Source organism: Nocardia sp. CA-120079 (assembly GCF_050955745.1).
Lineage (GTDB): Bacteria > Actinomycetota > Actinomycetes > Mycobacteriales > Mycobacteriaceae > Nocardia.
In genome coordinates this window covers 3198873-3212011 of record NZ_CP192088.1, presented here as the reverse complement: position 1 = coordinate 3212011, position 13139 = coordinate 3198873, and the positions used below count along the sequence as shown (strand labels likewise).

12 protein-coding genes and 1 pseudogene are annotated in these 13139 nt (G+C 68.1%); 4 read left to right on the top strand and 9 right to left on the bottom strand.

Annotation, left to right across the window (positions count from 1 at the left end; genetic code table 11):
• The first annotated feature begins 1 nt into the window (after position 1).
• From ACQPYR_RS14630 to ACQPYR_RS14615, 4 genes are read left to right on the top strand one after another with little or no spacing between them, the layout of a single operon-like run.
• Complete coding sequence (locus ACQPYR_RS14630) at positions 2–742, top strand: SDR family NAD(P)-dependent oxidoreductase (protein ID WP_433632421.1); 741 nt, start codon at positions 2–4, stop codon at positions 740–742.
• Complete coding sequence (locus ACQPYR_RS14625) at positions 739–1533, top strand: enoyl-CoA hydratase/isomerase family protein (protein WP_433632419.1); 795 nt, start codon at positions 739–741, stop codon at positions 1531–1533. Before ACQPYR_RS14630 ends, ACQPYR_RS14625 begins: the two co-directional genes overlap by 4 nt.
• Positions 1530–2750, top strand: coding sequence for an acyl-CoA dehydrogenase family protein (locus ACQPYR_RS14620; protein ID WP_433632416.1), 1221 nt, complete (start codon positions 1530–1532; stop codon positions 2748–2750). The genes ACQPYR_RS14625 and ACQPYR_RS14620 overlap by 4 nt, the downstream gene beginning before the upstream one ends.
• 52 nt (positions 2751–2802) lie before the next feature.
• Positions 2803–3642 (top strand): enoyl-CoA hydratase-related protein, encoded by an 840-nt coding sequence (locus tag ACQPYR_RS14615; RefSeq protein ID WP_433632413.1) that lies wholly within the window; start codon positions 2803–2805, stop codon positions 3640–3642.
• A 266-nt stretch (positions 3643–3908) separates the two neighbouring features.
• Here ACQPYR_RS14615 and ACQPYR_RS14610 read toward each other — a convergent pair whose 3' ends face one another.
• The 9 genes and pseudogenes from ACQPYR_RS14610 to ACQPYR_RS14570 form a co-directional block, all read right to left on the bottom strand.
• Positions 3909–5234: an MmgE/PrpD family protein gene (locus ACQPYR_RS14610; RefSeq protein ID WP_433632411.1), complete on the bottom strand. Its 1326-nt coding sequence runs from the start codon at positions 5232–5234 to the stop codon at positions 3909–3911.
• A complete protein-coding gene (locus tag ACQPYR_RS14605) occupies positions 5234–7279 on the bottom strand; it encodes an acetate--CoA ligase family protein (RefSeq protein WP_433632409.1) in 2046 nt (681 codons plus the stop codon). Before ACQPYR_RS14605 ends, ACQPYR_RS14610 begins: the two co-directional genes overlap by 1 nt.
• Positions 7280–7308: 29 nt before the next feature.
• Complete coding sequence (locus ACQPYR_RS14600) at positions 7309–8457, bottom strand: acyl-CoA dehydrogenase family protein (RefSeq protein ID WP_433632406.1); 1149 nt, start codon at positions 8455–8457, stop codon at positions 7309–7311.
• Positions 8454–9281, bottom strand: a complete 828-nt coding sequence (locus ACQPYR_RS14595; protein ID WP_433632404.1) for an N-acyl homoserine lactonase family protein — start codon at positions 9279–9281, stop codon at positions 8454–8456. The genes ACQPYR_RS14600 and ACQPYR_RS14595 overlap by 4 nt, the downstream gene beginning before the upstream one ends.
• Positions 9274–9690, bottom strand: a complete 417-nt coding sequence (locus ACQPYR_RS14590; RefSeq protein WP_433635131.1) for an NAD-binding protein — start codon at positions 9688–9690, stop codon at positions 9274–9276. The genes ACQPYR_RS14595 and ACQPYR_RS14590 overlap by 8 nt, the downstream gene beginning before the upstream one ends.
• Positions 9676–10191, bottom strand: a pseudogene (locus tag ACQPYR_RS14585) (NAD(P)-dependent oxidoreductase); the annotation flags it as partial. The pseudogene ACQPYR_RS14585 and the gene ACQPYR_RS14590, both read right to left, overlap by 15 nt.
• The gene (locus ACQPYR_RS14580; protein ID WP_433632401.1) at positions 10161–11639 is read right to left on the bottom strand and encodes an aldehyde dehydrogenase family protein; all 1479 of its coding nucleotides are present in this window, start codon (positions 11637–11639) and stop codon (positions 10161–10163) included. The gene ACQPYR_RS14580 and the pseudogene ACQPYR_RS14585, both read right to left, overlap by 31 nt.
• A gap of 1 nt (position 11640) precedes the next feature.
• Positions 11641–12111, bottom strand: coding sequence for a PaaI family thioesterase (locus ACQPYR_RS14575; RefSeq protein WP_433632398.1), 471 nt, complete (start codon positions 12109–12111; stop codon positions 11641–11643).
• A 29-nt stretch (positions 12112–12140) separates the two neighbouring features.
• Positions 12141–13118 carry an NAD(P)H-dependent flavin oxidoreductase gene (locus ACQPYR_RS14570; RefSeq protein ID WP_433632396.1) on the bottom strand — a complete coding sequence of 326 codons (978 nt, stop codon included), beginning with the start codon at positions 13116–13118 and terminating at the stop codon, positions 12141–12143.
• Between the last annotated feature and the right edge of the window lie 21 nt (positions 13119–13139).

The window sequence follows — 13139 nt, the reverse complement described above, 5'->3', positions numbered from 1 at the left end:
TATGGGAGACACCAAAGTCGCGCTGGTGACCGGCGCGTGCGGCGGGATCGGCGGCGCCATCGCCCGCCACCTGGCCAAGGCCGGATACTCGATCGCGGCCTGCGATCTCGACAAGGCGGCGGCGGCCGAACTCGCGACCACGCTGCCCACGCGCAGCATCGGGGTCGGAGTCGATATCACCGACAGTTCCGCGGTTGCGGCCGCGATCGCGACGACGGAAGCCGATCTCGGTCCGATCGACGTCCTGGTGAACAACGCGGGCATCGACAAGATCGAACCGTTTGTCCAGTCCACCGAGGACACCTGGAAGAAGATCGTGTCGGTGAACTATCTGGGCACCGTCACCGTCACCCGTGCCGTGCTCGATGGCATGATCGAGCGCCGGTCCGGGCGGATCATCAACATCTCCTCCGACGCGGGTCGGGTCGGATCGTCCGGTGAAGTGGTCTACTCGGGCACCAAGGGCGCGGTCATCTCCTTCGGCAAGGCCTTGGCCCGAGAAGTGGCGACCAAGGGCATCACCGTGAATACGGTGTGTCCCGGACCGACCGATACCGCACTGCTCCAACAGGTCGCCGACTACAGCGAGAAGATGTTCGAGGCGACGCGCCGGGCGGTTCCGATGAAGCGCATCGGGCAGCCCGACGATGTCGCCCCCGCCGTCGTCTTCTTCGCAAGCGAAGGCGCCGCCTACATCACCGGCCAGACGCTGTCCGTCAGCGGCGGCCTCACGATGGCATGAGCGCGGCCACCAGCGTCACGGTCGAGCGCGGCGGCCCCGTCGCGACCCTGACCCTCGACGGGGCCGCGCGGCTCAACCCGATCGGCACCTCGACCTGCACCGCCCTCGCCGCGGCCGTCCGCGAACTGGAGGGCGATGCCCGGGTCCGGGCCGTCGTGGTGCACGGCGCCGGGCGAGCGTTCTCGGCCGGAGCCGATATCGACGAAATCGCCGGATTCGGCCATCGTGACCAGTTCGAGCAGTTCATCCACACGTTCACCGACGCCCTCGAGCTGATCGAAGCGAGTCCGCTGCCCTTCGTGGCCGCGATCGACGGCGCCGCGATGGGTGGCGGACTGGAACTCGCCCTGGCCTGCGACCTGCGGGTGGTGTATGGATCCGGAAAGCTCGCGCTGCCCGAGGCCAAACTCGGTGTGTTGCCGGGCGCGGGAGGAACCCAGCGGCTGCCACGACTGCTCCCGCACGGTATCGCCATCGAGATGATCATGCTCGGCCGGACGATCACCGGGGCCCGCGCTTACGAACTGGGTCTCGCGAATCACCTCAGCGACTCGCCGGAGTCGGTGTTGTCCGACGCACGAGCGCTCGCCGACGAACTCGCCGCCGGGGCGGCCCTGGTCCCTCGGATGACCAAATCCTTGCTCCGCGAGACCGCGACCGGGACCGTCGCCGAAGGTATCGTCCGCGAGCGGGCCGTGGCCACCGACCTACACGACAGCGCGGACGGCCGCGAGGGATTCCGCGCCTTCGTCGAGAAGCGGTCACCCCGATTCAGCACGGAGCGCCGATGAATATCGACTACCCTCCCGAGGCCGAGCAACTGCGCGCCGAAGTCCGCGAATTCCTCGCCCGCGAACTCCCGCCGGACTGGGCGGGCCTGGGCGCTCTCGACAGCGACGAAGCCCGCCGGTTCACCGCCTGGTGGCGCGGCAAGCTCGCCGAAACCGGATACATCGCGCCCAGCTGGCCGACCGAATACGGCGGCGCGGGGTTGAGCAAACTCGGGCGGGTGGTCCTGGCCGAGGAGTTCGCGAAGGCGGATGTCCCGCCTTATGGTCTCAACGACAACTTCTCGATCAAGATGATCGGCAATCTGCTGCTGCGCTACGGCACCGACGAGCAGAAGCGGCATTTCCTGCCGCGGATCGTGCGCGGCGAGGACACCTGGTGCCAGGGCTTCTCCGAGCCGGGCGCCGGATCGGATCTGGCGGGTCTGCGCACCCGGGCGCGCTTGGTCGACGGCGAATGGATCATCGACGGCCAGAAGATCTGGACCTCCGACGCGCGCAGCGCGAACTGGATCTTCCTGCTGGTGCGTACCGACCCCGAAGCGCCCCGGCACCGGGGTATCACCATGCTGCTGGTCCCGATGGATCAGCCCGGCATCACGATCCGGCCGATCACCATGATGACCGGCGGAAGCAACTTCAACGAGGTGTTCTTCGACGGGGCTCGCACGGCCGATGCGAATGTCGTGATCGGCCCCGAACAAGGCTGGCAAGCCGCCATGGCGCTGCTGGGCCTCGAGCGTGGCGACGAAGCCGCAACCAATCCGATCTCGTTCCGCGCCGAAGTCGACCGGCTCATCGACCTGGCCCGCGAACGCGGCCTCGCCACCGACGAATTGGTCCGAGACCAGCTTGCCCGCGCCTACACCCGGGTCGAGATCATGCGCTATCTCGGACTACGGACACTCACCGGATGGCTCAAAGGCGAGGCGCCGGGCCGCGACGCCTCCGTCTCGAAGCTCTACTGGAGCGAGCATCACCGCGAAACCACGGATCTGGCGGTGAGTCTGCTCGGAACGGACGCGCTCGCGCCGAGCGGCCGCGCACCGATCCGGCACTATCGGGCCGACGATCCCGGCGCGCCGAATTCCTCGGCGTCTTGGACCGAAACCTGGATGGCGGCGATCTCCGGCACCATCTACGCCGGCACCTCTCAGGTGCAGCGCAACATCCTCGCCGAGTCGGTGCTCGGTCTGCCCAAAGAACCCCGCCCGCAATAATTTCCGATCGGTGCGCCCCGTTCGACCGCACCGGATCCGCCAGGAGGCACTCATGACCGATTCCAGTACTTCGGACCGACCAGTACTGCGCGAGGACACCGACGGCGTCGCGATCCTGAGCTTCAACCGCCCGGACCGCAACAACTCGTGGTCTGTGCCGATGGAGCTGGAGTACTACCGGCTACTGCACGAATGCGAAAACGACCCCGAGGTCCGGGTCATCGTGGTCACCGGCGCCGGCCGCAGCTTCTGCCCGGGCATGGACACCTCGGCACTGGCCGCGCAGACCGCCGACCCGACTCTGACCACGGAGCCGCACAAACGGGCACCGATCACCACGCCGCGTTCGATCCGCAAGCCCGTGATCGCGGCCATCAACGGCGCCTGCGCCGGTATCGGTCTTATCGCCGCGATGAACTGCGATATCCGCTTCCTGTCGTCGAAAGCCAAGGTCACCTGCGCTTTCTCGCAGCGCGGAATCATGGCCGAGCACGGTCTCGCCTTCACGCTGCCGCGCGAGATCGGTACCTCCCGTGCCTTGGACCTGCTGTTCTCCTCGCGCATCGTGATGGGGCAGGAAGCGCTGAACCTCGGTCTGGTCGACCGGGTCTTCGAGCCCGAGGAGCTGATGCCGCGCACGCTCGAATACGCGCGTGGGCTCGCCGCCAACAGCTCTCCCGTGGCGATGGGGATCATGAAGCAGCAGGTTTACGAAGCATGGGAAACCACCCACGAGGAAGCCCGCACGATGGCGATCCGCTGGTGGTACGACACGCTGCGCGGCCACAGCGACTTCAAAGAAGGCGTCACCTCCTATCTGGAGAAGCGCCCGCCCGCCTTCTCCCCGTGGGACCCGGCCACGCGGACGGTGCCGGCTCCGTTGCCGGACTGACCACAGCGGAACGAGAACCTGACGGAAGGCGTCCGGGCAGAATCACCCCGGCGCCCATCGAGCACGGCGCCGTCAAGATCTGACAGTCGCCGGAAAAGACGAATGGCGCCACCGACTGATCGGGGTGGCGTCATTTGTCGTACCCGCCCTAGTAAGAGAGCGGCCATCGGCGCAGCGTAGCTGCGGTACACAGGGCGCCGGGGAGGAGCAGACGACAGCGGCGTTACCCCGACATGATCTGGATAACGCCGCTGTCGTCCGCGATTTCAGCCGAGGTCGAGCGTATGGACCGGCCGGCTCGGTTCCGTCGCCGCCAGTCGGTCGAGCAGGTCCGTGGCCCGCGCAGCCTCGAGACCGCTGGCTGTCACGAACTTCGCCGCCAGTTGCTCATCGTCGAGGGGACGTTCCGGGCTGCCGGAGCGGTCCGGAACATCGGCGCTGAACCGCTCGCCGTTCACCGAGACGCTCACCCGTGCTCCGCGGCGGGCGGGGAACCGCCCTTCGATCTCGTTATCCACTACCAGCCGCACCCGGCGGGTCAGCGCACGCAGCAGCGCGTCGGGTTCGATCGCGGGATCGAACGCCTGCGCCGGGTCGTGGGTGAGCGCGGCGGAAACCAGGTGCGCGATGCTGAACCGCCGCTCGGCCGGGCCGACCGGCTCGGCGATACCCGCCACCGCCACCGCCGCAGAGTAGGTTTCGACCACGACCTCGTCCACCGTGTGCCCGCGAACGCGGTCGCGCAACGACAGCGCGGCGTCGATCGGCGCGAAGGCGTGGCCACAGCACTGATACGGCTTGACGGTGATGCGCTCGATGGCCGGCGCCTCGTCCCACGCCGCGCGTGAGATCTGCCAGTTCGTATCGGTCCCGGTCGCGACGCCCAGCCCGGCAGGACCCTCCAGCACGTTGCGCGCGCCGCTCAGGCCACCGGCCGCGGCGGCCGCGGCAACGACACCGGCCTGCGCGGCGGCGCCGGCGTGCATTGGTTTGCCCTCGGCGTCGCTGCGGAATGTCTGCTGCAGGCCACCGCACATCGTTGCCGCCAGCGATAACGCGTTCGCGAACGTAGGCACGTCCGCATCGTGCAGGTCCGCCACGGCGGCCGCGGAGCCGAGCGCTCCCGCCGTGCCGGTCGTATGCCAGTGCGCATAGTGGGTGGGCCCCAAATCTGCCGCGACACGGCACCCGACCTCGTAACCGATGGCGATCGCACGCAACAGCCGTCCGACGCTCGTATCGATCCGGTCGGCTTCCGCCAGTGCGGCGGCCACTGTCGGGGCGCCCGGGTGATAAAGCCCGGGTGCATAGATGTCGTCCAGTTCTTGGGTATGTGCCGCAGCGCCGTTCACCATCGCCGCCACCGAGGGTGCTACCCGTTCGGTGCTACCCATGATGCGGCTGGGCCCGGTTGCCGGCAGCAACCCTGCGAGCAAGGCTTGGGCCGGCAGACCGGCGGAGCCGCCCAGGCTCACTCCCAGCCAGTCCACGAACGCCCGGCGCGACCAACGTTCGACGTCCGGTTCCGCCATCCGCGTGCGATGCTCGACTGCCTGCGCGGCCAGCGCCTCCACCACTGTGTCGATCGCCATCACAGCTCCTGCGGGTACACCGAGACCACCGCGTCGACAGCGACCACACCGTCGGCACGGACCAGGACGGGATTGAGTTCGGCCTCGGCTACGACCGGATTCCGCAGTGCGAGCCGCGATACCGCGCTCACCGCGTGCGCCAGGGCGTCCAGGTCCCCGCGCGGCAGATCGCGGTAGCCGTCGGCGGCGCGGAACGCGGTCACCTCATCGATCATCGCGCGAGCCTCGGCCGGGTCGACCGGCGCCGGGCGCACGCTGCTGTCGCGATACAGCTCGGTCAGCACGCCACCGGCCGCGACCACCACCACCGGGCCCACGTCCGGGTCACGCCGGAAACCGATCAGGGCTTCGACGACACCGTCCGTCATCTGCTGTACGAGCAGGCGGTCCACATTCAGCCCGGGCCGGCGCTGTCCGGCCGTATCGCGGATCTGCGCGGCCGCCGCTGCGAGTCCCGGACCGGTCGTGACGCCGAGCACCACCCCGCCGAGTTCGGATTTGTGGGCCACCGAAGCGTCGAGAAGTTTGACCGCCACCGGGCCGCCTATCGGCAGTTCGGCGGGCAGATCGTCGAGGCGCACCACCGCGCGCGGCGCGACCCGCACCCCCATCTCCTCGAGCAGAGTGTAGGAATCGTTCTCGTCCAACGGTTTCGGCGCGACCGCTACGGGCGGTACGGCCACCTCCGTCCGGACCGGCGCGCGCCGCGCGAACACGGCCGCGATCGCATCCGCGCACGATTCGGGGGTGCGGAAGGCGCTGACGCCCTTGGCCCGCAGCATCGCGAGCGCTTCCGGGGCGGCGGGGACCACGAAGGCCGCCAGCGGCGTGCCGCGATCGGCGCACTCGATGATCGGCGCCACGCTGACCTCGGGGGTGAACCGCGCCGAACTGCCCGGCACGGCAACGACGGCGTCGAACTCCGGTGCGTCGAGCAGCACCTCGAGGACGGCCTTGATCGTGGCGTACTTCGTCCCCGCCAGCGTGAGGTCGATCAGGGCGGCGCCGTGGGTGTGCACTCCCAGATACGCTAGGCGCGCTGCCGTTTCGGCGGATGGACCAGTGAGAATCGCGCCACGGTCCGCCAAGGCGTCGACGATCATCGCGCCGCCACCGCCGGTGGTCGAGACGACGCCGACCCGTGGCCGCGACGGCGTCGCAGACAGCGGGATCCGCCGGGCCAGATGCTGGGATTCGAGCAGCGTCTCGAATGTCCGCACCCGGGCGATGCCGAGCGAGGTGAGGAACGCTTCGGCGACCGCGTCGTCGCCGGCCAGGGCGCCGGTGTGCGAAACCGACAGCCGGGCACCGGCATCCGAGCGCCCCAGCTTGTAGGCGACGACCGGCTTGCCCCGCTCCGCGGCCAGCCGGGCGAAATCGGCGAGATCCGTTGCGTGGGTGAGGTTTTCCAGAAACAGCGCGAAACCGGCAACCTGTGGGTCGTCCACCGCGCCGCGGCAGATCTCCCCCAATGAGAGGTCCAATTCGTTCCCGGTCGAGACCATCGACGCGAATCCGAGACCCATTTCCGCGCCCCGTGACAGCAGCGCGCCCAGCGCGCTGCCCGACTGCGAGGCCACGAAGATATCGCCACTGGGCAGGGTCCCATCAGCGAACGCCGCGTTGCCGGTCAACGCCATTCGACGAGGCAGGTTCGCTATACCGAGGCTGCTCGGCCCGAGCAGCCGCAGCGAGGAGCCGGCGACGATCTCGGTGAGTTCCGCGCGTCGGCGCCGGCCCTCGGCGTCGGTGGGCAGGAACCCGTCGGCGATCACGGTCGCGACCGGCACTCCGAGCGCCGCGCATTCGCGGACCGCCGCGACGGCGGCATCGGCTCCGGTCAGGATGAGCACATGATCGGGGACGGTGGGCAGAGCGCTCAGCGAGGGCCAGGCCCGCTCACCCAGCACCGTCTCCCGGGTGGGGTTGACCGGGTAGACCTCGCCGTCCCAGCCCTGTGCCCGCAGGTAGCCGAGCGGGCGCGCCGTGGTCTTGCCTGGTGTGTTCGACGCACCGACGATGGCCACCGTCCGCGGGTCGGTCATCGCTCGGTAGACATGTGATTCCACCTTCGTCACCGCGCCCGCTGCGAGAACCGGCGGCCGAAGACGTCCTCGGCGATGCGATTCTTCAACACCTCCACCGAACCGCCCGCGATCATCCAGCCGCGCGTGCGGCGGAAGCAGTATTCGACGAGCGTTTCCTCGCCGAATCCGGTCGCGCCCATCGCCTGCACCGCCACGTCTGCGGCGAAGAATCCGGCCTGATTCGCGGCCAGTTTGGCCATCGCGGTTTCTCCCGCGGTCGGCAGGCCGTTGCGATCGCCGTTGCGCGCGGCGCGTTCCAGCAGCAGCTGTGCGGATTCCAGCTTGACCGCGGCATCGGCGAACATCCACTGCAACCCCTGGAATTCCGCCAGCGGCCGGCCGAACTGCTCCCGGGTCAGCACGTATTCCCTGGCCCGGTCGAAGGCGTAGCGGCCGACCGCGATCGAGCGGGCGCTGTTGCCGAGCCGTTCCACGTTGAATCCGCTGATCTGCTTCTTGAAACCACCCTCCCCCAACAGGATTTGCGAGTCCGGGATGAAGCAGTCCTCGAAGTACAGCGGGCACCAGTGCTCGCCGTTCATGTACCGCGACGGAGGGCCGACGGTCAGGCCGGGGGTGCCGCGGTCGATCAGTACGGATCCGATACCGCCGGTTCCCGGACCGAATCGCAGGTAGACGAGATAGACATCCGCGTCGGCGCTGTGAGTGGAGAAAACTTTGGTGCCGTTGACAACCCAGCCGTCCCCTTTGCGCGTCGCGCTGGTGGTCATTTCGGTGGCGGCCGAACCGGCTTCCGGTTCACTCATTCCCAGTGCGATCAGCAGGTCGCCGGAGAGGAGGCCGGGCAGATACTTTGCCCGCTGGCCCTCGGACGCGTACTGGGCGAACGTGCGGATCGGACCGAAGTTGCCCGCCTGCACCACATCCGCGCTGCGCGGGCAGCCGCTCGCCACGGCTTGGATAGCGGTGACGGCGGCGAGCAGACCGGCGCCCTGACCGCCCAGCTCTTCGGGGATGCTCAGTCCGAGCAGTCCCTGCTTGGCGAGCAGTCGCGCGGTGTCGCGTTCGTAGTCCGGCGAGTGCGCACGGGCGAGGGCGCCGGGTGCGAGCTGGTCGGCCGCGAATGCTTCGGTGGCCGTACGGAATTCGGCGAGCACCTCCGGGTCGTCGATCACTGGATGTCCTCCTGACTGGGTACGAGCGGTGGCTCGTGCAGTACGGCGATGCGGCGGGCCGCATCGGGATCGAGCAGCGGATACTGCTCGAACAGCTTCGGGTCGTGCCCCGGGATCACGTGGGTGGGCGAGTCGGCCAGCTTGCTGATCGTGGCGAAGCCGTCGAGCGTGCCCTCGACGTCGACCATGGCCGGAAAGGGATTCGCGTCGTGCAGGTTTTCCGCGAAATGGATGGCGTCGCCGGCCAGGACAACTCGCCCGCGATCGGTGTCGACCGTGACGATCTGCGAACCCCGGGTGTGCCCGCCCACCAGCTCCACCTGAATCCCCGGCAGCACCTCATGATGCCCGTCGACCACATCGACGCGTCCGGCGAACAGCAGACGGACGAGTTCGGCGACATCGTCGGGTTCGTAGAAATGGCTGAGCCGGTGATGCCGCATCGCCGAGCCGGTCACATACGCCATCTCGGCGCCTTGCACGACGATCCGCGCATCCGGAAAGTCGCCGAGATTGCCGGCATGGTCGAAGTGCAGGTGGGTCAGCACGACCGCGCGAATATCGCTGCGCCGGAACCCGAGCAGCTCGACCGCCTCGCCCGGGCCGAGGTCGAGTTCGCGACCGCGCCGCCGGCCGGCCTCGGGGCTGAATCCGGTGTCGACGACCACCACGTCGTCGCCCCGGGCAGCGACCCAGACGATGAAGTCGATATCGCTGTGGCCGCACCGATCGCCCGGAACCAGAAAATTATCGCGGGTCTGTCGTTCGCCTCGACCCATCCGGACGCCCCAGAGCCGCCAGGGTGCGGCGACCGGCTCAGGCATCGCCTTCGACCAGCTTGATCATCACGGGGTAGTAGTTCGCGCCGTACCCGGCATCGCGGGTGCGCTGCAACAGGTCCATGGTCTGGAGCCCGGCGGCAGCCGGGATATCGGACTCCTGCGCGAGTTTCAACGCCAGCGCGAGATCCTTGATCGCGTACTCGACGGGGAACGCTCGCTCCGGGAAATCGTCGACCAACATGGTCGCCGATGCGGTCCGGCGCAGAGCGAAACTATCGGCCGAGCCGAGCTTCAAGGTGGAGAACAGCGTGTCCGGTGTGACACCCGCCGCCCGGCCGATCGCCAGGGCCTCGGCCAAGGCGTTCATATTGAGGAACAGCACCATGTTGTTCAGGATCTTCAGAACCTGGCCGTTGCCGATGTTCCCGGCATGCACGATATCGCTGCCCATACAGGACAGCAGCGGCTGCAGCTCCCGGAAGATCTCGTCGTCCGCGCCGACCGTGATCAGCAGCGTGCCGTCCTCCGCGGCCTGGCGGAGCCGGGCGACCGGTGCGTCGACCAGCGTGATTCCGCTTTCGGCGAGACGGGTGGCCAGCGCGCGGGTGCCCGCGACATCGCTCGTGCTCATATCCACGATGACCCGAGGTGTGCGGTCGGCGGCGGCAAGCTCGGCGCAGACGGATTCGACCTGCACGATCGAAGGCAGCGACAGGAAGACGATCTCGGCGGCCCGGGCGACGTCATCGACGCTGTCGGCGGCCTGTGCACCCAGTTCCGTGGCGGCGGCCACCGCCGCGGCCACCGGATCGTAGACGACGACCGGATGGTTGCTGCGCCTAATCAGATTCGCGCCCATCCGCGATCCCATGACGCCGAGCCCGATGAAGCCCAGCGTCGCCGCCTCCGGCCCGCGCTCGCTCATGCGATGTCCATGATGATGCTCTTGACCTGGGTGTAGTGATGCACCGCCTCGGTCCCTTTCTCTCGTCCGAGCCCGCTGTTCTTGTAACCGCCGAACGGCACCTCGACGCCGGCACCGATGTACCGGTTCACCTGGACCTGACCGGCCTCCAAGCGCTCGGCCACTTGGTGCGCGGTCGCCACGTCCCGGGTGAAAACCCCTGCGGACAGCCCATATTCGGTGTCGTTGGCAATCGCGATCGCCTCGTCGAGTGTCTCGAACTCGAGCACGGACTGAACGGGCCCGAAGATTTCTTCCCGGGCGATTCGCATCTCGTTGGTTACGTCCTGGACGAGCGTCGGATTGATGAACCGGCCACCGACCGACGGCTGGTCACCACCGATCACCACCTGGGCGCCCTCCACACGCGCCGAATCGATGAAAGACGCGACCCGCTGCAACTGCCGGTCGGAGATCAGCGGGCCGACATCGGGGTCGTCGAGCCCGTGCCCTACTGACAGTCCCGCCATCCGCTCGGCGAGCAGTTCCACGAACTGCTGTCGTACCACGCGGTCCACCAGCAACCGAGTGGTAGCAAAGCAGGATTGGCCGGAATTACGCACTACGGCCTGGGCACCGGCCGCGGCCGCCGCCGCCAGATCCGCGTCGGCGCAGACGATCGTCGGCGATTTACCACCGAGTTCGAGGTTGACACCGATGATTCGGCGGGCGGCCACCTCGCCGACCGCGCGCCCACCGGCGACCGAGCCGGTGAACGTGATGTGCCGGACGAGGTCGTGCTCGGTGAGCGCTTTCCCCGTCGGATCCGCAGCACCCAGGACGACATTGCACAGTCCGGGCGGGAGACCGGTTTCGACAAGCAGCCGGGCGAGGTAGACCGAGGTGAGCGGGGTCATCTCGGACGGCTTCACCACCACGGCGTTACCCGCGGCAAGGCACGGCGCGACACCTCTGGCCAGTTGGGTGAGCGGCGCGTTCCACGGCGTGATGTGGGCGACGACGCCCAGCGGCTCGCGACGGGTGAACGCGAAGGTGCCCGAAGCCTGCGGCAATGTCTCGCCATGGATTTTGTCGGCGAGCCCGGCGTAGTACTCGAAATAGCGGGCGCTGCCGGCGATATCGGCCCGTGCCTGGGACAGGGGCTTGCCCGAATCGATGCATTCGAGCCGAGCGAGCAGATCGGTGTCTCGGCGGATGGCGGCGGCTGCGCCGGCCAGCAGCCTGCCGCGCTCGGCGGGCGATATCCCGCGCCACCGCCGGTAAGCCTCGTCCGCGTTGCGCACGGCGGCGTCGACGACCTCCGCCGAACTCGTCTCGAAGCCGGCCACGACCGCACCGGTGGCCGGGTCGTCGACGTCGACCCAGCCGCCCCGTCCCAACCCGGTGAACTCACCGCCGATATGTGCGGTGAGCACCTCGGTCAGGCGGGCTCTGCCGAGCACTTGGGCAACCTCGGGCCGGAATGTCGTTGTCATCTCACGCTCCTTCCCGATCGCCTACTCGTGGGCGTTCACCCGACGCGCTGACGGTCAGCACGGCCTCGGCGAGAACCTTTCCGTCCCGAGTCATCACCGAAGACCGGGAGAAGTTCAGCCGGCGCCCACGTTTGGTGCAGACGCCCTCCACGATCACCTCGGGCTCCCCGGGCGCGACACCGAGGTACTGCACCGTCATGCTCACCGTGGTGAAACGGCTGCCTAGGTTGTAGTCGTGACCCGCCGCGACTGCTCCCCCGCCGACGGCGTCCAGGACTGTCGCCAGAACGCCGCCGTGGAAGATGCCGTCGTGCGCGGAAAGCCGTGGCTGATATTTCAGCCGGGCACGGACCACCCCCGGTTCCCAGTCGGTAATCTCCAGCCCGATGTCCGTGTTGAACGGCACATGATGACTCCAGTGCTCCCGGAACCACGCGTCGCGGGCGCTCATCTCTTCGGGAGTCAACGACATGGGAACTCCTTTCCACTCAATGTCGCGAGTCAGACCGTGACGCTGACCATCGCGCCCGCACGAGCGATCAACTGCTCGGCTTCGGCAACCATCCTGGTGACGAGGTCGCGGACGGTCGGGATGTCTTTGATGAGCCCGACGACCTGGCCCGCCGTCCAGATCCCGGCCTCGACATCACCGGTCTCGTACACGGTGCGCCCACGCGCGCCGGCGACGAGTTCACGGACATCCTCGAACTCGCCGCCCTCCGCGAGGATCCGGACAACATCTCGGCTGACGCTGTTCTTCGCGACGCGGGCGGTGTTGTTCAGTGTGCGCAGAATCAGGTCGGTATCGCGTTCGGTGGCATCCACCATCGCCTGCTTGACGTTCTCGTGGATGGGCGCCTCGGCGGTGCACATGAACCTGGTGCCCATGTTGACGCCTTCGGCACCGAGCATGAGCGCGGCGGCGAGCCCGCGGCCGTCGCCGATGCCGCCGGAGGCGATGATCGGAATGTCGAGGGCGTCCCGGGCGGCCGGGAGCAGCACGAGATTTGTTACGTCGTCTTCACCGGGATGGCCCGCGCATTCGAAGCCGTCCACGCTGACTGCGGCCACACCCACCTGCTGGGCCTTCACCGCGTGCCGCACACTCGTGCACTTGTGGATGACCTTGACGCCGGCTTCGTTGAACAGATCCATGAACGGCTCCGGGTTGGAGCCGGCCGTTTCCACGACCTTGATCCCGCAGTCCACGATCGTTTCCGCGTACTCGCGGTGGGGCATGGGGCGGATCGACGGCAGCACCGTGAGGTTCACGCCGAACGGCTTGTCGGTCATCTCGCGACACCGGGCGATCTCCTTGCGGAGGTCGTCCGGCGTCGGCTGCGTGAGGGCAGTGATCATGCCCAGCGCACCGGCTTCGGCGACGGGGGCGACGAGTTCCGCGCGGCCCACCCATTGCATACCGCCCTGCACGATGGGGTGATCGACACCGAACAACTCGGTAATGCGGTTCGAAATCATCGGTTCAACCTCTCCTGGCCT